This is a genomic window from Heyndrickxia vini (genome assembly GCF_016772275.1).
Classification (GTDB): Bacteria; Bacillota; Bacilli; order Bacillales; family Bacillaceae_C; genus Heyndrickxia; species Heyndrickxia vini.
In genome coordinates this window covers 1,654,548-1,677,569 of the sequence record NZ_CP065425.1, presented here as the reverse complement: position 1 = coordinate 1,677,569, position 23,022 = coordinate 1,654,548, and the positions used below count along the sequence as shown (strand labels likewise).

22 protein-coding genes, 2 pseudogenes and 1 riboswitch are annotated in these 23,022 nt (G+C 35.0%); of the genes and pseudogenes, 5 read left to right on the top strand and 19 right to left on the bottom strand.

Features of this window, described 5'->3' with window-relative positions; translation table 11 throughout:
• Positions 1-114: 114 nt before the first annotated feature.
• The 3 genes and pseudogenes from ltrA to I5776_RS08310 form a co-directional block, all read right to left on the bottom strand.
• A complete protein-coding gene (gene ltrA, locus I5776_RS08320; protein ID WP_202780163.1) occupies positions 115-1,947 on the bottom strand; it encodes a group II intron reverse transcriptase/maturase in 1,833 nt (610 codons plus the stop codon).
• A gap of 657 nt (positions 1,948-2,604) precedes the next feature.
• Positions 2,605-3,231 (bottom strand): annotated as a pseudogene (locus tag I5776_RS08315) (vitamin B12-dependent ribonucleotide reductase); the annotation flags it as partial.
• A gap of 799 nt (positions 3,232-4,030) precedes the next feature.
• Positions 4,031-4,819 (bottom strand): annotated as a pseudogene (locus tag I5776_RS08310) (ribonucleotide reductase N-terminal alpha domain-containing protein); the annotation flags it as partial.
• A 423-nt stretch (positions 4,820-5,242) separates the two neighbouring features.
• Between I5776_RS08310 and I5776_RS08305 the strand changes: the two are divergent.
• Positions 5,243-5,623 (top strand): rhodanese-like domain-containing protein, encoded by a 381-nt coding sequence (locus I5776_RS08305; protein ID WP_202780737.1) that lies wholly within the window; start codon positions 5,243-5,245, stop codon positions 5,621-5,623.
• Positions 5,624-5,674: 51 nt separating this feature from the next.
• Here the strand turns inward: I5776_RS08305 and gcvPB are convergent, their stop codons facing one another.
• The 3 genes from gcvPB to gcvT are packed head-to-tail and all read right to left on the bottom strand — an operon-like array spanning position 5,675 to position 9,597.
• Complete coding sequence (gene gcvPB / locus I5776_RS08300) at positions 5,675-7,135, bottom strand: aminomethyl-transferring glycine dehydrogenase subunit GcvPB (protein WP_202780162.1); 1,461 nt, start codon at positions 7,133-7,135, stop codon at positions 5,675-5,677.
• Positions 7,128-8,477: an aminomethyl-transferring glycine dehydrogenase subunit GcvPA gene (gcvPA, locus tag I5776_RS08295; RefSeq protein WP_202780161.1), complete on the bottom strand. Its 1,350-nt coding sequence runs from the start codon at positions 8,475-8,477 to the stop codon at positions 7,128-7,130. The genes gcvPB and gcvPA overlap by 8 nt, the downstream gene beginning before the upstream one ends.
• Positions 8,478-8,493: 16 nt before the next feature.
• A complete protein-coding gene (gcvT, locus tag I5776_RS08290; protein WP_202780160.1) occupies positions 8,494-9,597 on the bottom strand; it encodes a glycine cleavage system aminomethyltransferase GcvT in 1,104 nt (367 codons plus the stop codon).
• A 184-nt stretch (positions 9,598-9,781) separates the two neighbouring features.
• Positions 9,782-9,876, bottom strand: a riboswitch (glycine riboswitch).
• Positions 9,877-10,157: 281 nt separating this feature from the next.
• On the opposite strand from gcvT, the gene I5776_RS08285 reads away from it, so the two are divergent.
• Both I5776_RS08285 and I5776_RS08280 read left to right on the top strand, forming a co-directional pair.
• Complete coding sequence (locus I5776_RS08285; protein WP_202780159.1) at positions 10,158-11,855, top strand: DEAD/DEAH box helicase; 1,698 nt, start codon at positions 10,158-10,160, stop codon at positions 11,853-11,855.
• A complete protein-coding gene (locus I5776_RS08280; RefSeq protein WP_202780158.1) occupies positions 11,833-12,627 on the top strand; it encodes a YqhG family protein in 795 nt (264 codons plus the stop codon). The genes I5776_RS08285 and I5776_RS08280 overlap by 23 nt, the downstream gene beginning before the upstream one ends.
• Before the next feature lie 47 nt (positions 12,628-12,674).
• Here I5776_RS08280 and I5776_RS08275 read toward each other — a convergent pair whose 3' ends face one another.
• The 8 genes from I5776_RS08275 to comGA all read right to left on the bottom strand — a co-directional run bounded on the left by I5776_RS08275 (position 12,675) and on the right by comGA (position 16,876).
• Positions 12,675-12,851 (bottom strand): YqzE family protein, encoded by a 177-nt coding sequence (locus tag I5776_RS08275; protein ID WP_202780157.1) that lies wholly within the window; start codon positions 12,849-12,851, stop codon positions 12,675-12,677.
• A 70-nt stretch (positions 12,852-12,921) separates the two neighbouring features.
• A complete protein-coding gene (gene comGG, locus I5776_RS08270) occupies positions 12,922-13,296 on the bottom strand; it encodes a competence type IV pilus minor pilin ComGG (protein ID WP_202780156.1) in 375 nt (124 codons plus the stop codon).
• Between the two features lie 3 nt (positions 13,297-13,299).
• The gene (gene comGF, locus I5776_RS08265) at positions 13,300-13,707 is read right to left on the bottom strand and encodes a competence type IV pilus minor pilin ComGF (RefSeq protein WP_202780736.1); all 408 of its coding nucleotides are present in this window, start codon (positions 13,705-13,707) and stop codon (positions 13,300-13,302) included.
• A complete protein-coding gene (locus tag I5776_RS08260) occupies positions 13,700-14,038 on the bottom strand; it encodes a hypothetical protein (RefSeq protein WP_202780155.1) in 339 nt (112 codons plus the stop codon). The genes comGF and I5776_RS08260 overlap by 8 nt, the downstream gene beginning before the upstream one ends.
• Entirely contained in the window at positions 14,025-14,465 is a 441-nt protein-coding gene (gene comGD, locus I5776_RS08255) for a competence type IV pilus minor pilin ComGD (protein WP_202780154.1), read from the bottom strand. The genes I5776_RS08260 and comGD overlap by 14 nt, the downstream gene beginning before the upstream one ends.
• Entirely contained in the window at positions 14,465-14,779 is a 315-nt protein-coding gene (gene comGC, locus I5776_RS08250) for a competence type IV pilus major pilin ComGC (protein WP_202780153.1), read from the bottom strand. Before comGC ends, comGD begins: the two co-directional genes overlap by 1 nt.
• Before the next feature lie 14 nt (positions 14,780-14,793).
• Positions 14,794-15,822, bottom strand: coding sequence for a competence type IV pilus assembly protein ComGB (comGB, locus tag I5776_RS08245; RefSeq protein ID WP_202780152.1), 1,029 nt, complete (start codon positions 15,820-15,822; stop codon positions 14,794-14,796).
• On the bottom strand, positions 15,773-16,876 hold the full coding sequence (gene comGA, locus I5776_RS08240) for a competence type IV pilus ATPase ComGA (RefSeq protein WP_202780151.1): 1,104 nt from the start codon (positions 16,874-16,876) through the stop codon (positions 15,773-15,775). Before comGA ends, comGB begins: the two co-directional genes overlap by 50 nt.
• 221 nt (positions 16,877-17,097) lie before the next feature.
• On the opposite strand from comGA, the gene I5776_RS08235 reads away from it, so the two are divergent.
• Positions 17,098-17,340 (top strand): DUF2626 domain-containing protein, encoded by a 243-nt coding sequence (locus I5776_RS08235; protein ID WP_202780150.1) that lies wholly within the window; start codon positions 17,098-17,100, stop codon positions 17,338-17,340.
• A 52-nt stretch (positions 17,341-17,392) separates the two neighbouring features.
• Here I5776_RS08235 and I5776_RS08230 read toward each other — a convergent pair whose 3' ends face one another.
• Positions 17,393-18,019, bottom strand: a complete 627-nt coding sequence (locus I5776_RS08230; RefSeq protein ID WP_202780149.1) for an MBL fold metallo-hydrolase — start codon at positions 18,017-18,019, stop codon at positions 17,393-17,395.
• Between the two features lie 250 nt (positions 18,020-18,269).
• On the opposite strand from I5776_RS08230, the gene I5776_RS08225 reads away from it, so the two are divergent.
• Positions 18,270-18,443 (top strand): DUF2759 domain-containing protein, encoded by a 174-nt coding sequence (locus I5776_RS08225; RefSeq protein WP_202780148.1) that lies wholly within the window; start codon positions 18,270-18,272, stop codon positions 18,441-18,443.
• 31 nt (positions 18,444-18,474) lie between these two features.
• On the opposite strand, the gene I5776_RS08220 is transcribed toward I5776_RS08225, so the two are convergent.
• The 4 genes from I5776_RS08220 to I5776_RS08205 form a co-directional block, all read right to left on the bottom strand.
• On the bottom strand, positions 18,475-19,596 hold the full coding sequence (locus I5776_RS08220; RefSeq protein ID WP_202780147.1) for a YqgU-like beta propeller domain-containing protein: 1,122 nt from the start codon (positions 19,594-19,596) through the stop codon (positions 18,475-18,477).
• A gap of 86 nt (positions 19,597-19,682) precedes the next feature.
• Positions 19,683-21,554 carry an LTA synthase family protein gene (locus I5776_RS08215; protein ID WP_202780146.1) on the bottom strand — a complete coding sequence of 624 codons (1,872 nt, stop codon included), beginning with the start codon at positions 21,552-21,554 and terminating at the stop codon, positions 19,683-19,685.
• Positions 21,555-21,712: 158 nt separating this feature from the next.
• Positions 21,713-22,678 (bottom strand): ROK family glucokinase, encoded by a 966-nt coding sequence (locus I5776_RS08210; RefSeq protein ID WP_202780145.1) that lies wholly within the window; start codon positions 22,676-22,678, stop codon positions 21,713-21,715.
• Between the two features lie 12 nt (positions 22,679-22,690).
• Positions 22,691-22,888, bottom strand: a complete 198-nt coding sequence (locus I5776_RS08205; RefSeq protein WP_202780144.1) for a YqgQ family protein — start codon at positions 22,886-22,888, stop codon at positions 22,691-22,693.
• Positions 22,889-23,022: the final 134 nt, after the last annotated feature.

Genomic DNA, 23,022 nt, shown 5'->3' with positions numbered 1-23,022 from the left:
CGAGTTGGTATAGCTACCACTTTTTCCGACCTCCCCCTACGAACCGTACGTGCAAGTTTCCCCGCATACGGCTCTCTCAGTTAAATTTCATCGAGTTCTGACAAACTCTTAACTTTACAGCTTGTTTTTGTGCAGTTTAATATGACATGATTTGCACAAAACAAGTGTTTTACGATTTCTTGATATCATCATCTCCACCCAGAATGGAGGTTTCTTGTCTTTGTATTTCTTTTTGAGGTCTTTTAATTTTCTCACGTGATGGACTTCGTAACTTTCGTCTGTATCATCAGTTTCGCAAATTTCACACTTATTAGCCATTAACCTTTTGACTATACCATTTCTTCCGCTATATTTGTTTACATTTGGAAGTTGGTCGTCTGAATCATTGGCGTTTCCGACATAATCGTTTTTACTAAAACCATCGTTGTAGTATTTATAGATTAAGTCGTCTTTTGGTGCTTTGCGTTTGATGACAATCCCGATTGTTCCATCAACCTCATATTTTTGTCTGACTTTAGCGACTGACTTTCGCATTTTAACTGCAATTGTTTTGACTAAGCTGGTTCGGTGATAATGTTTGAATCGATTCATTTGGTTAGCAACATTATCTGCCATTCGGTAGTAATTATATAACCCTCTTACTTCTGAAGCGTAAATACTAACGATTTCCGCTATGTCTAGATTCGTTAATTCTTTCCGATGAACCGCTTTGCCATTTCGAGTAAATCTCTCTAGCTTTCTCGTTATTGCTTCTCTCGGTACCATTAGCCTTGGTATTCCGTTTACCGCTCTCGAGATGCGTCCATTTGATTTCTTGACAAGGTATGTGTTGGAGTCATGTATATACATTTCATATCCAAGGAATTTTACTGGATTTTTGAAGTTTGTGATAAGCGTTTTTTCTTCGCTTAAGGTGAGCTTTAGTTCAGTTGTTAGAAATTCCGCAACTTCCCTCTTTATTTGCTCTGTTAATTCCTTGCTTCCTATAACTCCTATGATAAAGTCATCTGCGTAACGAACATATTTTACTCTAACGAAATCTGAATCCATTTCATCAAGAACTTTATGGTTACGTCTTTCGATTTCTAATAGCTGATACTCATTGATAAGTTCTTGCCTTATAGGGTCGGAACTTTTAAGGTCGTCTATTTTCTTCGAGAGTCTTACCATTTTTCCGTTAATGCGATTGTATATTGGATTCATTTTCCGCTTCTTTTTGTTCGTTTCGTATTTAGGTATCAGAACATTCTCTACGAACTCATCCAGTTTATTTAAATAAATGTTAGCCAGTATAGGGCTTATTATTCCGCCTTGGGGTGTTCCTGAGTATGTTTTCTGAAATACCCAATCCTCCATATACCCTGCTTCTAACATACGTTTAATTAGTTCTAAGAACCGTCCATCATGTATATTCTCATTTAGGATATTTAGTAAGGTTTCATGGTTAATGTTATCGAAAAATCCTTTAATGTCTCCTTCGATGACCCATTTGATACCTGTCCACTCTCTTTTTACCTGTTTTAAAGCTGTGTGACAACTTCTGTTAGGTCTAAATCCATGTGAGCTTTTACTAAATTTCGGTTCGTAAATGGCTTCGAGAATACTTCGGCTAATTTCTTGAATCAATTTGTCATAAAAGCTAGGAATTCCTAAAGGTCTTTTTGAACCATCCCTTTTAGGAATGTAAACTCGTCTTACTGGTTTGAAATGATATTGTTCGTTTTTCATGAGTTCAATAACTTCATTTACTTTCTTCATTCCAAAACCATCTATTGTTTCTTCGTCAGTGCCTTTAGTCATGTTCCCTTCTTTTGCATATATCTTTCCATATGCTTGAAGGTAAAAGTCTGGGTTAAATAAGTTTCGATATAGTCTATCGAATTTATAATGTTTGTCAGATTTTGATTTACTCTCGACGATACCTAACACTGTTTCAGCTTTTTGCATTTCGCATACCTCCCCAATGTTTTGTATCTACTTTAACCTGCTGTCCTTCGCCAGCACCCATAATGACTGATTAGGTCGGGTGTCATATATGCTTCCATATATGTGTGGGCGGCTTTCCCGCTTCCGATTTACGGCAATACCTGTTATCTCAGGTTCCTCGGACTACTATGACAGCTCCGTTCTCCGCTAATAGATATTCAGGAATCACAGAGGTTTCACTTTTAGGGTGTAACATGTATTCCATAGTCTTTCGACGTTCCTAGCGAAGAATCAAAGGTTCACTATAATAATCACTGGTTCTACTTAGGCTTCCCGTTCGATTCTTATCACACTTATCGCGCTCCGGTGCTTAGGAGGATATTTACCTTGACGAACAACCAATCATGGTAACTCAAGCACAATCTCATTTTAACTGCGAAGTATGAGACTCTCTGCGGTTCGAGCGAAGAATCTAGGATTAAGGCAGTTTAGCTTTAGCCATATAGAACTTGGACTCGCAGAACGAAGGCTTCTCGCAGTTTACTTCCTTCTTCCGCTTTTCCGACATGCTATTGTCCCCGGTGGTATTTCTCCATCCAAGTAAGTCGGCTGTCCAGAGAGATGTTATCCTAATCTCTCACCTCTTTTAGGTAATGATTTTTATGCTACCTTTCGCACTTGTTCTCCACATGGATTTGTCGCTACTACTTTTTGACCATAACTGACTGCATTTGTCATTTCGTTAGCATTGTCGATGAAGAAAATTCCAGGTTCTGCTGAATAGGTTGCACAAATATTAATTAAATTCCATAATTCTTGTGCTTTAATTTTGCGATATGTTCTTACTTTATGTCCAAGTTTTTCCCATTCACGAACATCGCCAATGTTTTGCCATTCAGTATTATAAATTTCCATTTGTTCCGCATTATAATTTTCTACATCAGGGAAACGTAATTCATAGTCTTCATTATTTTCAACAGCGTCCATAAAGTCTTTTGTTAAACAAACAGAAATATTTGCACCTGTCAAAAATTCAGGATTATGAACCGAATATGTTCCACCTTCACATAATTTTTCTTCTGCATCGGCTAAAATTCCTTCACTAAAACCGCCGTACCCAGGAATATTTTTATAGTTTATAATTCCTTGGTACATCGCAATTTCTTGCATGGACAAAGGCGTAAACTTCAATTTGTTTTTCGCTAGTTTTTTAATCGTTTCATCTTTTGTATTTTCAATTAAGAATCGTAAAATTCTTGGATTTTGCATCTTCGAAATAATAAATTCAATGATGTCCGGATGCCACGTACATTACCGTCCCTTTCAGGATATTTACTCTGCTTTTGCAAAACGGACTAGACTATATCATCACCCTCAGCATGAACCGTTAGGGGCCGGGCGCTTATGAGGTTTTATTGTTGGGACTCAACCTCTAGTCGTTGAACCTTCGCCATTACCTGTGCCCTATGACGCTTGGCTGCAGATTGTCCAATACTCACAATTTTTATAGCATTCACGCCCACCGTTTCCAGTCACGTTGTAGCTTGTAAGTCTCTGAGGATTTCCCCGCAATTCACCCGATTTTCTAGTCGTTCATTTTCTGAACGACGCGGACTAGTGCATCTTTTTAATCCGCTAGCATTATCATTTGAGCTCCACGCTTGTTTGTTACACTCTGGCTAAGAGTGGCCAGGTCATTTCTGCCTAGCTCTCATGCTTTCACATGAGATCAGACTATCTTATCAAGGAAGAAAGATTCGAAGCAATATCCACCTTGCTAACCCCTTGTTTATGGAGATATATAATTTTTCCAATTAACTCTTCCTTGTCTCGCGCCTCATAAGGTCGTCTCCATACCATATGATTTACTCCTCCCATTTCTTACATTTAATTCACACTCTTTTTATGTTTTTAGTTAGAATTAGGGAGTTTCAATAGTCGTTGAACGTTCATCTCCGTTTCCAGAAATGCTTCGCTGCTGATTGCCCAATCCTTATCATTTTTAAACCTTCACGCTCACCGTTACCAGTCACGTTGTGGTTGATAAAGCTCTAAGGGTGTTCCAGCAATTCACGAGATTTTAATCCCGCCGTTGGAGTATTTAACGGGATCCCCCTTGCTCAACCAAATGTGTCAATTTCGCAATATCATCAAGCCACGATACGGAACCCGATGACTTGCCGTTTACACCGCGAGCTAATGTGTTTCTAGGGCGTAATGTAGAACCATTTGTACCTACCCCGCCACCACGACTCATAATTTCCATTACTTGTTTTCTATGTTCCGATATCCCTTCACGCGAATCTGGTACGAACGGCATAACGTAACAGTTAAAATAGGTTACATCTGTATCTGCACCTGCTCCGTACAATACACGTCCAGCGGGTACAAAATTCAAGTTTACAAGTTCTTGATAAAACTTTTCGTACCATTCTTGACGTTTTTCCTCGGTTGTTTCAACTGAAGCCAAACCTGTTGCGTTCCTTTTGGCAATTTGCTCATAATAAACTTCCAATGGTTTTTCGATAATATCTAGTGGTCTAGTAATAACTCCTGTTTCAATTTCTTTCGGATCTTCTAATGCACTCCGATATTCTTCGTCAACTAGTACATCTGCCAGTTTCTTTTCCCAATCAATATTTTGGATGAATCCTAGTCCTCTTGCAGGAAATTTTGGATCTTCCTTGATGGTCAAAACGACAAAATCACCATTCGATAATGTAAGCTTTTCGGTATCTTTGAATGCATAGCGGTCAATCATTACTAAACGTGATACACCTTTATGTGTTATTTTCATATCTGGTGTAACAGGGTGGACCTGTGGAAACAATTTGATATCTTTGTTCAATTGTTCCTCATTAATCTTTAATTCATTTGTAAACGCAACAGACATTTTGACAACTCCTTCTATCTTTCTAGCATAAAATCTGGCTTGAGTATTCTCGTTGTATTCTTCTATAAGTTATCATATTCACTTATAGAAAATCAATAAATTAATACAATATATAGTGTTACTTCCATTAACACGAATACTACATATTGCGAAAATGTTAAAGTTTGTTTCTTTTTGTCAAATTGGAAAATAAATAAAAAATAGAGAAAAGAGAAGAAAAAGAGAGTTATAGAATTAAATTAAGGACAAATTTAATAAATTCTACGGTTGCATATTTTTAAAGCATATCAAAGATAGGAATACCAAAGATACAACCCCTTCTTTCAAAAATAAATAATTTTTTTATAGCAAAAAGTTTTGATTCCTCAACCATTGATGAATATAATAGAAGATAGTGGTACACCGAAGAAAGGAGAAAGTTTAGTGGGTAGTTTATATTTTCTTATTATCGTCATAGTAGCAGTCTTCGCCTACACGCTCTTTAATTATTTTTCTCAAAAGAGAGCGGTTAAAACATTAACTGAAGAAGAATTTAAAGCGGGCTATCGGAAGGCACAATTAATCGACGTTCGAGAAGCGAATGAGTTCGATGGAGGACATATATTAGGTTCAAGAAATATTCCATTATCACAAATGAAAATGAGAATGAAAGAAATCCGTCCTGATAAACCAGTATACTTATATTGCCAAAGCGGTATGCGCAGTGGTCGTGCTGCACAAATGCTTTATCGTAAAGGTTATAAAGATCTTTACCATTTACAAGGCGGTTTTAAAAAATGGACTGGTAAAATTAAATCTAAATAACTGATACCATGTTTAAAGCCTCTTCCAATTGGAAGAGGCTTTTTATATCTATTATTTATTAATATAACGCAAAACTGGTTTGCGGGCTGCTTGCGCTTCATCTAAACGTTTAATAATGGTTGTATGTGGAGCTTCTTGAACGATTTCAGGATTTTCTTCAGTTTCTTTTGCAATTTGTATCATGCAATCGATAAATGAATCCAACGTTTCTTTCGATTCCGTTTCAGTAGGCTCAATCATCATACATTCCTCCACATTTAATGGGAAGTAAATAGTAGGTGGATGATATCCAAAGTCTAACAGACGTTTAGCAATATCTAATGCACGAACACCTAATTTCTTTTGACGTTTTGCACTTAAAACAAATTCATGCTTACAGTGACGGTCATATGGTAGATCATAGTATTCTGCCAATCTTCTCATCATATAATTTGCATTTAGTACTGCATTTTCGGTTACAGCTTTTAATCCATCTGGTCCCATTGTTCGGATATACGTATATGCTCTTACATTTATCCCGAAATTACCATAGTATGGTTTCACTCGGCCAATGGAATGCGGTCGTTCATAGTCGAACTTATAAACATCGTTTTCTTTTACGAGCACTGGTTTTGGTAAATATGGGATTAAATCTTTTTTCACCCCTACTGGACCGGAACCCGGTCCACCGCCGCCATGTGGGCCTGTAAATGTTTTATGAAGATTTAAATGAACAACATCAAATCCCATATCCCCCGGACGAGCTTTTGATAGTACCGCGTTTAAATTAGCACCGTCATAGTAAAGTTTACCGCCTGCACCGTGAACGATTTCTGCCATTTCCAAAATATTTTCTTCAAATAATCCTAAAGTATTGGGGTTTGTTAGCATTAAAGCTGCTGTATCTGAATCCACTAACCTTCTTAAATCATCCAAATCAACAAGGCCATTTTCGTCTGATTTAACCGTTACCGTCTCAAGTCCTGCTACACTAGCAGATGCTGGGTTTGTTCCATGGGCAGAATCGGGAACTATTACCTTTGTCCGATTATGTTCACCATTTGCTTCATGATAGGCACGAATCATCATTAAACCTGTCCATTCACCGTGAGCTCCCGCCGCCGGTTGGAGAGTCACTTCATCCATTCCAGTGATCTCAATTAAATGTTGTTGCAAATCATACATTAATTCCAGCGCACCTTGAACAGAGCTTTCATCTTGTAGTGGATGTATATGGGCAAAACCTGGGAAACGGGCAACCGATTCATTAATTTTAGGATTATATTTCATTGTACATGATCCAAGTGGATAGAAACCGGAATCCACTCCATGGTTCTTCCTAGATAAAGCCGTATAATGACGCATAATATCAAGTTCAGAAACCTCAGGTAAAAGTGCTTCTTCATCACGAATATAATCAGATGGGAGATAATCGTTAATGTCAATCTCAGGAACGTCAAGGTCAGGAAGGCTATAACCAATTCTGCCTGGTTTCGTGATTTCAAAAATTAATGGTTGATTCTCCTTATTCATGGCTATCCCTCAATTCTTTAATCAATTGATCGATTTCATCTTTCGTACGTAATTCCGTAACAGCTACAAGCATACAATTGTCCATTTGAGGGTAATCTCTACTTAAATCGTAGCCACCAATAATTCCTTTACTCAATAGATGTTTATTAAACTCTTTTACAGGTTTATTTAATTGAATAACAAATTCATTAAAACTTGGACCCTCAAATTCGATTTTAAATCCTTCTTGCTTAAATGCCTTTTTTGCATAATAGGATTTTTGAATATTTTGAATCGCAACTTCCTTTACACCTTTTTTACCTAGAGCTGTCATCGCGACTGATGCAGCTAAAGCATTTAGGGCTTGGTTAGAACAAATATTGGATGTTGCTTTATCGCGACGTATATGCTGTTCACGGGCTTGGAGGGTTAAAACAAATCCCCTTTTTCCATTTTCATCAACCGTTTCGCCAACTAATCGCCCAGGAACTTTTCTCATTAATTTCGTTGTTACTGCAAAATAACCACAATGTGGTCCACCAAAGCTTTGAGGGATTCCGAAAACTTGTGCATCACCAACAACAATATCTGCTCCGAATTTTCCTGGAGGTGTGATCGCACCAAGCGCAAGTGGATTACTTGAAACAATAAATAATCCTTTATGCTGATGTGCCAGTGGCTCAATTTCCTTTAACGGTTCAATTTGGCCGAAGAAATTTGGGTATTGAACGACAACAGCGGCAACTTCTTCGGTTAACTCCTGTTGTAAAGCCTGTAAATCTGTTACACCATTTTTATGGGGAATTTCAACCACATCAATGAACTGCCCTTTTGCATATGTTTTTAATACTTCACGTGATTCCGGATGAACAGTTTCAGAAATAAGTATTTTTTTTCTACGCGTTTGACCGCAGCTCAACATAGCGGCTTCGGCTAAAGCTGTACCTCCGTCATACATCGAAGAATTAGCTACATCCATTCCGGTTAACTCACAGATCATCGTTTGATATTCAAATATCGCTTGTAGTTCCCCTTGGGAGATTTCGGGTTGATAAGGTGTATAGGCAGTATAAAATTCGGATCGACTAATAACATGATCAACAATCGTTGGAATGTAATGATCATAGACACCAGCGCCTAAAAACGAAACATTCTGTTTAACATCTGCATTTTTAGCTGCCATTTGGCTTAACTCTTTTAACAAAGCTGTTTCCGATTTTGCTTTTTTAATATTATATAAGCCCTTAAAACGTACTTTTTCCGGAATATCACTGAAAAGGTCATCGACAGAAGATACCCCAATGGTTTCTAGCATTTCCTGCTGGTCTTGATCTGTCATCGGTAGATAACGATGCTTTGTCATAATTCTCTCTCCCATCCTACTTTTTAGGTCGTTTATAAAATGGCGTTGAAATTACCTTTGCTTTCAAACGTTTGTTGCGTATTTCGATATCGACCATTTGATCAATATCAGTAAACTTATTATCAACAATCCCTAGACCGATATTTTTCTTTAAAGTTGGTGACTGTGTTCCCGTTGTGATGAAACCAATTTCTTCATCGCCGGAAAAAATTTTATATCCATGACGAGGGATTCCGCGATCAATCATTTCTATTCCAACAATTTTTCTCGCTAAGCCGTTTTCTTTTTGCTCTTTTAATTTGTCTTTCCCAATGAAATCGGCATCTTTTGCAACCTTAACAGCAAAACCAATCCCTGCCTCTAAAGGGTTGATATCAGCTGAAAGTTCTTGTCCGTAAAGCGGAAGGGTTGCTTCAAAACGAAGGGTGTCCCTCGCACCAAGTCCACAAGGAAGAAGACCTTCATCTTTTCCCGCCGCTAATAGTTCCCTCCATAAATATGCGGTATCTTCAGCTTTACAATAGATTTCAAATCCATCTTCACCGGTATATCCTGTTCTCGAAACGAAAGCTTTTACACCTTTTACATTTACATTTGCATCAAATTTAAAAAATTTAATCTCCTCTAAATTTTTATCTGTTAACTTTTGAAGAATTTGTTCTGCAATCGGCCCTTGAATAGCAAGCTGTCCAATATTTGCGGATATATTTTCTACTTCCACATCGCCCTCTAAATGCTCTTGGAGCCAAGAAAAATCTTTTTCAATGTTTCCCGCGTTTACTACGAGTAAATAATTATCATCTGCAATTTTATAAACTAAAAGATCATCGACGGTACCACCATTTGGATAACACATCGCTGTGTATTGCGCACCGCCATTCTGAACTTTTGAAATATCATTTGTCATCATTTTCTGTAAATACAAAATACTATCTTTTCCTTTTACAGTAATTTCCCCCATATGGGAAACATCAAATAATCCTGCTTTTGTACGAACTGCTTCATGTTCTTCTTTTATACTAGAAAATTGAACAGGCAACTCCCATCCACCGAAATCAATCGTCTTACCACCATATTCCTTATAAATCTCAAAAAGTGGTGTTCTTTTTAACTCTGACATTGATGATCCTCCAATCAATATTCTAATTCCTTCTTTCAATCCATACAAAAAACTCGGAGCACAAAAAAAGACAGAGAAAACCAATTTTAATAATACAGTTGGTCTCTGTCCTGGCACCTGAAAGTTTACCTAAATGGCTGTCCCCTTGGGTGGCTTCAGTAATTCGAAGCACTCTCCAGAGATGCGTCAATCAGAAGTCTTTTTGCCTGAGAGATTCATAATGATCCATTACTTGCTCCTTCGGCTCCGCATTTAAGCAGTCTCTCCCCCTGAAATCATTCGCCTATATTTAATTGAAAAATGGATATACTAGCATAAAAGATTTATTTGTGCTAACACCCTTATAAAGCTAACTACATCCTAACATTATTCAGCTTTTTCATCAATCATTTTTCGAGCAATTTTGAATAAAATAATCACCTTTTGCATTTTATCATTCTGTTGTAAGGGTATTCATCAACTTAAATATAACAAAAGGCGAACAATTGATGAATAAGAGCCACTTATTATACGTAAATACTTATATTTGCATGCGATTCTATTTCATAAGGAGTGGAATTATGTCGATTAATATTCATTTTGATCACACTTGGGGAGAAGGGTTGACAGAAAGATTTCATAAAGATGGACCTTGGGGAAATTGGCAGTTGTATCAGTTAGCCATCGAAATGGAGAATCATCAAATCATTCCAGAATTCGAGGGATTACAAGCTCCAAAACATTTGGCAAACTTAAAACCATTGCCACATCAGCTTGAAGTAGCCCAGCAGGTCGTTGAAAACATGAATGGAAAAGCTATTTTGGCAGATGAAGTTGGGCTTGGAAAAACAATTGAGGCTGGACTCATTTTAAAAGAATATATGATACGTCGTCTCGTGAAAAAGGTATTAATTCTCGTACCTGCATCATTAGTATCACAATGGGCATTTGAATTAAATACAAAGTTTCACATTCCTGCCGTTGCACAGAAAAAAAGTTATGTGTGGGATCAATTTGATTGTGTTATTTCGTCTATTGATACAGCGAAACGGAGTCCACACCGCGAAAAAATTTACGAACAAAATTATGACTTAGTAATTATTGATGAAGCACATAAACTAAAAAATCATAAAACTAAAAACTATGAATTTGTTCAAAATTTAAAGAAAAAGTTTTGCCTATTATTAACTGCTACACCTATACAAAATCGTGTAGACGAAATTTTTCATTTAGTATCCCTATTGAAGCCTGGGCATCTTGGCAGCCAAACTGGATTTATTGAAAAATATAAAAGCAGTGATCGATCGGCGAAAGATGATGAGCGACTACGTGAATTAGTAAATAAAGTAATGATTCGCAACCGCAGAACAGATACTGGAATTGAATGGACTAAGCGTCATGTCAAAACCATTTTAATTGAATTTTCCAATGAGGAAAGGGAGTTATACGATTCGATCCAAATCTTTAAAAATGGTTCCCATTCATTTGGCAATAGTGGTTTTTCAATGATGACATTACAGCGTGAGGCATGTAGCAGCAGGGAATCAGTGTACTATACATTAAAAAACATGTTAAAAAAAGCTGAGAACCCATCCCCTATACTCGAACAAAACATTCAATTGATGATTAAAAAAATTGAAGCCGTCAAACAAAATTCAAAGGCGGAAGAAGCGGTAAAATTAATCAAACAAATTAACGATAAAGTGATCATTTTCACCGAATATCGAGCCACCCAGCTTTACTTACAGTGGTTTTTGAAACAACATGGAATCAGTTCAGTACCGTTCCGGGGAGGATTTAAACGCGGAAAAAAAGATTGGATGCGAGAATTGTTCCAGAAACAAGCCCAAGTATTAATTGCAACTGAAGCAGGAGGGGAAGGAATAAACCTTCAATTTTGCCATCATATGATTAATTTTGATTTGCCATGGAATCCAATGAGACTTGAACAACGAATCGGAAGAGTGCACCGTCTTGGTCAACAAGAAGATGTCTATATCTATAATTTCGCAACGAAAAATACGATAGAGGATCATATTTTAAAATTATTGTATGAAAAGATTAATTTATTTGAAAGAGTTATTGGAGAATTAGATGATATATTAACACGATTAGAATTTGGAAAATTAGAAGATCATTTACTTGATATCTTTCAGCTTTCTAGAACTGAAGGTGAGATGAAAATTAAAATGGATAATTTAACGGAAATGATTCAATTCGCAGAGAGCATAAAAGAAAATGAAGGAGATAGTTTCAATGCAGCAGCAGGAAATACATGAATATCTTAACCGATATTTTGAAGCGAATGAGTGTGAATTACTAGAGAATGGGGACGGGTATTTGACTGTTCAATTAACGATTGATTTAGATAAAGAACTAATGAACCGTCCCTTTTATTGGCATTATTTAGAGAAAACGGGAGGAATACCAAACCCGTCAAAATTAACGATTATTACCGATCAGGAGCGATGTCCTGATCATATTAAAGGGGAATCCATTCATTTTGGTGCACCACGATTGCATCAAATATTTCAATCAACTAAAAAATTCGCTAAATACATTCGATTATATGAAAAAATAATGCCAAAAGTAAGCCAACAAACTCCACTATATCCCTGGCTAGGAGTAAATATAAAAGTTTCCTATCAATGTGATCGGAAAAGAGATGTCTTCCGTTCTTTCGGATTGAATTTAATCAATGGCACATTAGTCGAAGATTTTCATGAGAAAGTAAAAAAACGAACATTATCTCCCAAAATTCCGGATTTATTTTTTACGTTAACTCCAATCATTATGCCTAAAAGTGGATTGACAAGAATTGAAACATTTCTAAATCAAGAAATAATGAAGGACGATCATACATGGGCTGAACAAGCAAAAAAACGATGGGATGAAGATTTGACATTATTAAATCATTTTTATGAAGATTTAGATGAAAAACCAGAGGCATATTTAACCGAAAAACAGGCTTTGCAAGACCAGTACGAACCAACTATTTCGATTGAAATAATTAACGGCGGTCTTTTCTATTTAGTAAATAATCAAATTTAAACTTGGTTGTAAATACAACGAAAAATAGGAGAGCCTTTTGCTCTCTCCTATTTCCGTTTAAATACCATTAATATTGAATATGGTAGTATCCCGAACCACCGATAAAGAAAAGGAGCCTTTTCTTCTTTCCTTTGGATTCTATGCTGTTTTCTATCCAATTTTGGCGTATCAAAATGCTTTACAAAGGTTTGTGTAATGAATTTGATATAATCATTTGTGGACATAAACTATACACCACCCTCATCATATCTATTTTGCCCGCCAAGGAAATTATTTATTCTTATTAATACAAAATTATTTCTCTTCCCATCTTAATATACGTTTTTCTTGTTGATTATAAATTACTTCGCTTTTTGTAATTAATCTATCGTCTAAATTTATCGCCAAAATTATGGAATACACTTTTTTCTCCTTTTCATGAATGGTAAATTTCACAGTTCCTCTATTATAGGAAAATCGCCCTGTAGCCATAAAATCATCTTTATTTAATGAATCTACGATTTTTGTAACAGCTAATGCGCTCATACTATTTGCAAAATAATATTCCTCCATTTCCTTCAAATATCTTTTTTCTGATAGAAAGATCCCAATAGAGGTTGTTAACACTAAAAGACAGGTTACTACAACCCCTAAAGTTAACGGAAAAATATACCCTTTTTCATTATTCATTTCTTATTCCTCATTTTCTCGTAAAGGAAAGAATAAGTGAGCTTCTCGTGTGTGATTATTCGTAAATTGTACATGCAGAATAATTTCATTTTTATTACTACTGAAATTAATCTGCTTTATCTTTTGTAATACAACTTCATGTCCTTTCCCATCTACCCTTCTTCGAATCAAATTATTATATTTTTCATAGACGACTATTTCTTGACCACTTTTTAAATAAAGACCGTTTTTGGTAACTTCCCATCCATTACTCGTTCTTAACTCTTTCCTTAATTCCATTAGAAAGAGATTCCACTCAAAATCTTTTTCTGTTGAGATTGCATGATCAATCCGTTCATATGCTTTTATTAAAAGTGGGAAAAAGCAAAGAATAGTCGATAAAATGAGTAAGGAAAGAATACATTCAATCAATGAGAATCCCTTCTCGTTTATTCTCTTGGAAAATACATCGTTGTTTCTTAGCATAATGAACACAAACCTTCCATTCGAACTCATTGCCTTTTTGAAACGTAATCTTATATTGCATTCCATCAATGATGTATAATTGATCTTTCGACTGGCCAGTCATTACATTCGCTTCTGTTCTTTCGTACATTAAGCTTGCCGCAATTAAATCGTGTTTACCTTCCTCCTGTTTTTGAATAATTAAAAACATTAGAGGAAACAGGCTAGTCGTTATTAAAAAGATTGCACCCAATGAAACAAGCCCCTCCGCAACAATAAAACCTTTACTGTTCTTCAATACGGAATCTTCCCCTCCCAATATTGAAAATAAGCTTTAGTTCCTTTTCACTGTGTTTAAATTTCAACGTGCCAAATTTATTAATATTTCCGTCTGGAGTAATCGTATAAGATGTGAATGAACCATTCATCATATCAATTGAAGTTGGCAATGTTCTATCAAGTATTTTGCTATTTGAAGTTACCGAAGTTGCGATATAACGATCATTAAATGGATAGAATTGAACAACGACGGACTCATGCCGGTTCACAGCATATGCTTGTACAAAATAAAGATCTGCTTCCATTTGAGAAATAAACATCCCTTTTTCCAATGACCTCCATATCGGTTTCATTCTTGTAAATCCAAGTCCGATAAAAATAGAGAGCACGATTAATACAACAAGAACTTCAATCAGAGTAAATCCCCTGTTATCCTTGATAATCATTACTTTGGACTCTTAACTTCTGCAACTTTACCGTTTCCATCAATGGATATTTCATTTCCATTTGGACATTTTGTTTTGCCAGATGCAAGATATTCTTTCGACACTAGCTCTGCTGTATCTTTAGGAAATTGGTGGTATTCCATTTCATAGGCTTCTACTTGCCCTTGAACCATCGTAATATACGCTTCACAGCCTTTATTGTTTATTGATGTACTATGCTTCGTAATATTAGGAATAGCAACGAATATTAAAATCGTAATGATAAGCAGTACTATTAACATTTCAATTAATGTAAAACCTTTATTATTTTTCATTACATTTCACCCCATTAAATTGAATCAATCATCTCAAACATCGGTAATAAAATGGATAAATAAACCGCAATGATCATACATCCAATAAAAAGAAACATGATCGGCTGCAATATCCGAAATACTTTTTGTATGTTTTCCTCAATCTGCAGTAAACAAAATTTGCTATAAAATAACAACTCATGATCCAATCGACCGTTTTTTTCACCATGTATGGTAACTGTAATAAATTGCTCATCTAGAAAATCCAATTCCGAAAGAGAGTGAGAAAAAGATAGTCCTTTTGTTAAATCAATTCGAATTTTTTCTGCCATTTCTCTAATAAGCGGACGAAAGCTTTGCGATCTCATCATTTCCAGTATTTCAATAATGGAAAATCCTCCTTGGAGTAAATAACTCCATTCACGGGCCAAAAATTGACACGTAAATAATTTAAAATAAAATCGGACAATCGGTATTTTGGAAAACAAATTTGCTCTTTGAAGAGAAGTTTTTTTGTTTAAGGAAAAATAGATAAGAAAACTGGAGATGATGAAAAAGCAGAGGATGTAGCCAATAAAAAATTGTGCATTTTTCATGAAGTAGATAAAAATACTTACAGTTTTTGTTGGGCGATAGTTCATTGAAGAGTATAGTACTTCGAATTGAGGAAGTAAAAAATTTTTAAGCAGCAATAAGACAAATATCAGGAGAAATATTAAGATAATTGGATATTGAAGTAATTTCAAAAACATCAGACGATCTTGATGTTTTTTTATTAAATACCCACCCGCTTCTATCAAAACATCTGGTAAATTCCCATGCTTATCAGCAAAGTAAATTTGAGTACAAGCCTTTTTATCAAAATTTCTTTCACTCAACACTTCATAAATCGGAATGCCATTTTGTAAGTCCTTAATCATTTGTTGTGAGTGCCATGATGCTGTTGTATTGAGATGGTCTAAAAAATCAATAGCCTCCGCTAAAGTAAAACCATTTTCAAGCATTTCCCCGACTCTACTCAAAAACATTCCTTGGGTTTTGATAGGGATTCGATTCTTCTTCATCAAAAACCCACCGATAGTATTCATTTGTTGAAATATATCCAAGTGCAATCCCCTTTCGAATGATCTCTTTCAATGTTTTATATTTAGTCGTTGTCTGATTTCCATTCGCTTCACTTAATACATTTTTCAATGTCTTTCCTGAAATCATCTCATATACGGCTGTTCTGTTTTTCTTAAAATAATTCACACAATATGTTGAACACATGTTACCACAAAATGGGCATTTCAATTTTACTAGCCTTTGCGCGGTTACAGCAATTAATGTTTGTTCAATTTCGTGCCATTGCACCCCAAATTCTAATAATCGATAAATTGCTCCTTTCGCATCTCTTGTATGCAATGTACTAAGTACTAAATGTCCTGTTAATGCCGCTCTTATAGCAATTTTCGCCGTTTCACTATCACGGATTTCGCCTACCATAATAATATCGGGATCATGTCTTAAAATAGCTTTCAATCCGGTGCTATACGTTATACCTGCTTTTTCATTCACTTGAACTTGTAAAAATGACCCATTCTGCTGTTCCACAGGATCTTCGAGTGTTATCACATTCCTCCTCAATTGATTAGAACAATGCTCTACAAGCGTATACATCGTCGTTGATTTACCGCTGCCAGTTGGACCAGTGAAAATGATCATTCCGTGCGAGTGCATTAACAAAGCTTTTAGTTTTTTTGTGAATGTGGGAAATAGGGAAATTTCATTGATGGTTACCGATTGATTTTGAGGTAAAATCCGTATAACTAAACTTTCTTTTAATAATGCTGTTGGTAAGGTAGAAATTCGTAAAGACGTTTTCTTTTGATGGACAAATAAATGGAAGGAGCCACTTTGAGGTTTTCTTTTTTCACTAATATCCATGGAAGACATAAATTTAAAATGGGATATGAGTCTTTCACCAATTTCAACGGATAGTTCTCGGTACGGGGTTAGTCTTCCGTTAAAACGAAGTTGGACGTGATAATCATCTTTTCTCGGAATAATATGCACATCCGTTGCGTTTAATTTCAACGCCTGATTTAGCAATAAGTCTACTATTTTTTCTATTGTCATATACCATAAGCCACCACCTTTACTGTTTGTATATTGTTTCGACAAATACTTTTATTTTCCTGCAAAAAATAAGATTATTTTTGCTAAAAATTTTTATTCATATTATTTGGTTATTTATCACGTAAATGTCACAAACTAAAATATGAGGTTATTTACATTAGCTATACTTTTCATTTATAATAATAAATTGATGGAGTAAAGGTACAAAAGGAGGGATACATATGGATCGCATGTACAGGGTATTAGGATTTTGGACTGGTATCTTTACAGTTATGCTTTATCTTGGTGACTTAAAAAGTCTTGCATTATTATTCCTAGGACAAACTGCATTTTTTGTTTTACTAAGCTATTTGAAATTATCTGAACGTATGTATATGTATATTTTTGGAGCGTACCTAACTATCTTCTTCGCGGGCTTTACATACTATACTACATTCATACTAGTGCCTGGTGTAGAACACTAAGCTTTACAAAAAAACTCTTGAACGTGTTCAAGAGTTTTTTTGTTTACATGGATCATAAAAATGGGTTGTTTCGTTTTTCGTGATCAATAATTGTTTCTGGTCCATGACCAGATAACACCATCGTCACATCTGGTAAGGTGAATAATTTACTTTTAATACTGCTGATCAACTGCTGATGATTTCCCGCAGGCAGATCTGTCCGCCCTACACTATTTTGAAATAAAGCATCCCCTGCAAAAACTACATTTAATTCTTTTACATAGAAGGAAATACTTCCAGGTGAATGTCCCGGAGTTTCAAAAACATCAAAATTAAACGATCCAATGGATAGGTGCGATTCTTGGGTAATTAGTTGATCAGCTGGCTTTTGCCGCACAGCCTTTCCCATCATAAATATTTCAGAACCATTAAGAACCGGGTCAGAGAGCCAGGCTGCTTCCTTCTTATGGACATAAACAGGAATATGAAATGTATCCCTAATACTATCGACTGCGCCAATATGATCAAAATGAGCATGCGTTAAAAAAATAGCAATTGGTTTTAATTTTTGTGCATTGATTATTGATAACAGCTTTTCTCCTTCCTCACCTGGATCAATCACAATGCATTCTTTATTTTCATCTGATAGCAAATAACAATTCGTTTGTAAAATCCCTAAAGGAATTCGTTGCCATTTCATACTATTCCTCCAATATTTTTATAACTTCTCTTTATTTTATCTTATCATTAATCTGATGATAGAAAAAATAGAATGTATCTTTTCCCGTTTTGGTTATACTATTACCAAGCAATGATTTTTACAAGTCAAATAACTTTCACTTTTTCACCTCGACAAAACCAGCTTATAATTGTAAAATATGTATGAGTGCTATTATTAATTTACATACGTAAAAAAGAACATTTTTAATTAAGGAAGGGGTCTGTTACAAATGGGTACAGTTATCATTTTCACATTAGTAACATTACTTGCATTATTTGGTACAGTTAGTGCATTCAAAAATAAAAATCCATTTGGAATCGTTTTTGGACTAATTACACTTGGTGTATTTGGCTGGTTCACTGTTATGACAGTTATTCATTCAGGATACCCGGCAACAATTTAACCTTATTTTTCATGAAAGAGCAGTATATACTTTACTGCTCTTTTTTCTTTGCCATTTTTACTAACGGAATAATCTTTTTATTTTGTAAGTCTACTAATTTTTCAAATTGAAATCCGTATAAACAAACTTTACCATTAGGCGAGCAAGATAATGGTTCGTTTGGCAATTGATTGAACACGACATTTTCAGCTTTTTTGAGTGTATTATACTGAACTAACTTAAAATGCCCCTCATCAAGATCTACGGATTCATTTTCAGATGGAACGAAGGTAATGAATGTATTCTCCTTCATTTCAAAATCATGATATGGTATAAGCCCATCCTTAAGTTGACTGAATTGGGGAACTTGAAAAGAAGATTGTTCATCCATTGATTTATTGTAAAAATGATATGTAGCATTTTCCTTTGGATCTAATGTAATCGTTAAAAGAAAATCATCAAATGTATCAAATTGGTAGATATTATTCAGTAAAATTTTTTGCCCTTTTGGATTGTTCATAGGATAGGATACAAGAGGAGCATCCACTTGGTCAGCTCGTTTATCCCACTTTTGAAAGAGTACTACATCTTTACCAAACCACTTAATAAAAGGGTCTGAAAAATGATGCTTTGTTAAGGATACATCATTCACGTCTAAAGTAAAAACATCAAATGTCCAATCCTCATAAAAGACCGAAATGGCTAAAATATTAGGATCATTTTCATTCCAATCATAAGATAAATCATAAGACTTTACTTCTTTCGAAAACAGTATTTTCCCTTTACTATCCATAAGATATAATTTTGCCAAATACGTTGAAGGGGCTGTTTGAACTAAGATTTTCTTACGATCCGGACTAATAATTACATTTTTAATAGCATCGTTACATTTAAACAGCAAGGAACTCGCTCCTGTTTCAAGTTGGTACGAATAAACATAACTTTCTTCCTTTAGATGTTTTATGTACACGATTGTTTTATTATTTAACCATCCTACTATTTTTTCAAATTGTTTTTCATTTACCGTTAACGGAATGAGTTGATTTGTATACAATTCCTTTTGTTTAGGAGACTGATTAGATTTTTGTTGGTGGCACCCGGATAAGATGGAAGCAATTAGAAACAAAAAAAATATAATAAAAAAAGAAGTATGCAGTTTTTGTTTTTTCTTCATCGCACTTACCTCTTCTTTCGTAGTAGTTCCGAAAATAAGAAAACCCGCACATGCGAGTTTTCTTATTTTCTATTTACTCTTACTGATTATTTGTCTTTTTTCTCATAAAATCTGAGCAAATCACCATAAATAATTTGATCGGAAAAATCAAGCTCGTTATTGGCTTTTTCCACGAATTTTTGACAAGCATCATTATCTACATGTTCCTCCGTTTTTTTTGAGTAACACGCATTACCTGACCATACATACTGATCCGTTACAATTTGACCGTCCCGAAAAACGGAGAAGTTTCGATGTTCCGGTGAGAAAAGGTCCTCTCCAAATTGCAAATCCTTTTTTGTATTAATCCCTAATAGATGAAGAATAGTCGGTCTAATATCGATTTGTCCCGCTACTTCCGTCAAAACTCTTCCTCTTCCTTTATCTGTTACGCCAGGAATATGAATAATAAAAGGGACTTTTTGAAGGTCAACATTTACTAGAGGGGTGATTTCTTTTCCTAAATATTGACTCATTGCCGTCGTGTGATTATCTGAAATTCCATAATGATCACCGTACATTATGATTATTGAATTATTATATAACCCTTCTTCTTTTAATTTATTAATGAATACTTTTATTGCTTCATCTTGGTAACGGACAGTTGTGAAATAACGATTAACGGTTTTGTCATTCGATGTATATTCATTGATTAGTTTATCTGAATCTCCTAGTGTAAATGGGTGGTGATTCGTTAATGTTAACATCTTTACGTAAAATGGCTTTGGCATATCCTTCATTAAATCTACCGATTGCTCAAAGAACGGAATGTCTTTCATGCCCCATCCAACTGAATTATCATCTGTGATGTTGTATGAACTTGACGAATAGAATTGTTGATAACCCAATGATCTATACATTAAATCTCGATTCCAAAAACTCTTATTATTCGCATGCATACCTGCTGTATAATAGCCATTCTCATTTAATCTCTCGGCCATTGAGTTATATACATTCCCTGCATGAGTAAAGAATACGGCCCCTCTATTTAAAGGATAAAGTGAATTCTCTACTAAAAATTCAGCATCAGATGTTTTCCCTTGACCCGTTTGGTGGTAAAAGTTATTAAAATAATAACTATCTTTTATCAACTTATTTAAATAAGGTGTAATGACTTGGCCGTTTACCTTTGAATTGATGACAAAACTTTGGGTTGATTCAAGTGATATGAGTATGACATTTTTATCTTTTGCTATACCAAATAAATCTTTATTTGGTTTCACATAATTCGCTCTTACATAATTTTCAACTTCCACTAGATTACTTCCATCAGCTAATGCTTTTTGCGCCGATGTTTTCGACTGCAGGAAAATATCATAAATATGATAATTAAATGAGCCAATATTTTTCACTAAAATTTCTCGATCAAATGTTCGAGAAAGTAGTTGAGGTCGTTCTGCTTCAGAAAGGCCCAAGTTTAAAAAAAGAATTGCAGCTGTTACAAGAAAATAAGCTCTTCGATTGACACGAGAAGGTGAAAAGAAGTTTATCCAAGCAGGTTTCTGTTTAATGATAACCAATAAAAGGAATAGATCGATAAAATAGACAAAATCCCACCAATTAATTTCGGCTAACGCACTATCACCTAAATCAGAAAAGTTATTTGTTTGGAACAAAACTGGCAATGTTAAAAAGTCTGAGAAAAATCGATAAAATACAACATTTGCATAGATAATAAAGGATAAAAGAAAGCTAATAACAAAAATGTAGATGTTTCGAATTTTTTCCGACTTAAAAAACAGTGATAGACCAAAAATAAAAAATAAAAAACTCGCCGGATTAATAAATAAAATAAACTCCTGCATCCAGTTTTCAATTTTCATATGGAATCCAGTCTTATAGACAATATATGTTTTAATCCATAGAAAAATAGCCGCGACAATGGGGAATAAAAACGTTATTTTTTTTGAGTTTAACATGTAAAAATGAAAACCTCCTTCTTACTTGAAGTTAAGTGAAAATCAAGTAAGAAAAATGTTATTTAATGAAAAAAATTCATTTCCGAAATTTATTTACCCCGTATAATAGACGTCCTAAACAAAGAAAAAGTTGCATGTTTGTCCGAATTTATGAAGACTTATTTGCTTTTTATTAACCAAGCTGCACCAATTACTCCAGCATCATTACCTAATGTTGCTAAGTGAAGCGTAGTTGATTGAGCTACCGTAGAGAAAGCATATTTTTGAAAATAAGAGGTAATTGGCGAAAGCAATATGTCTCCAGCTTTTGAAACGCCCCCACCGATAACGATTTTCTCAGGATTTAAACTATTTCCTATATTCGCAAGTGTCAACCCTAAATAAAATGCAACTTGATTAACTATTTTCTTCGCTAGCTGATCATTCTCTTTTGCACAATCAAATACATCTTTTGCGCTTAGACTTCCATGACTCGCAAATATGTCTTTGATACGGGAATTATTCTCATATGTATGTAAGCTTTCTGTTGCTATTCGTGAAATGCCTGTTGCTGAAGCAACTGTTTCCAAGCATCCAGTTTTCCCACAATTACATGGTGATCCGTTTTCAGGTATAACCGTTATATGTCCTATTTCACCCGCTGCCCCTTTCACCCCATGGACAATCTGTTTCTTAATGATGACTCCGCCACCAACACCTGTTCCAAGTGTCACACATAGAAGATCGTTAGCACCTTGTCCTGCACCTTTCCACATTTCTCCTAGTGCTGCACAGTTAGCATCATTATCGATAACAACAGGTAAACCAGTCAATTCACCTAAAGATTGAACAACCGGAAAATTATCCTCCCATCCGAGATTTACAGCTTCGTAAATAATACCCTCTTTTAAATCAACTGCTCCCGGAACACCGATTCCAATTCCAAGAAGGATTTCTTTCCCCTTCCCTAGTCTTTCTAATTCTTGGTTAATTGAATCAGAAATATTCTTTAAAATATTTTTCCCCTTTTCTGAATTATCCGTAGCAATTTCCCATTTTTGAATAATCTCGCCATTTTCATTTATAAAGGCTAATTTTGTTGTTGTTCCTCCTAAATCAATTCCTGCAATCCATTTCTCTGTCATTTCTCTTCCCCCTTACATTTTTTTGCAGTTTAGCATTTCCTGACGCAATACTAAAATAGCTGTCGTAAATACTTCACTGTCGATTAAGTGCAATTTATATAATTCTCTAATTTCTATTTCCATTAATTTTATATCTCCTAAACGATCCCCTACATAAATAATAATTCCATACTTTTTTAATAATTGTTGGACATCATAAAACGTTTTCAAAACTCCACATCCTTGCACTTGCATAGACTCCCCAATTATAAAACAGTATAAAATATATTTAGATAATGAACAAGTTCCAAACTTAATAAAAAATTTAGTAAGCATATATATAAAATGTTCACGTATATTGAAAT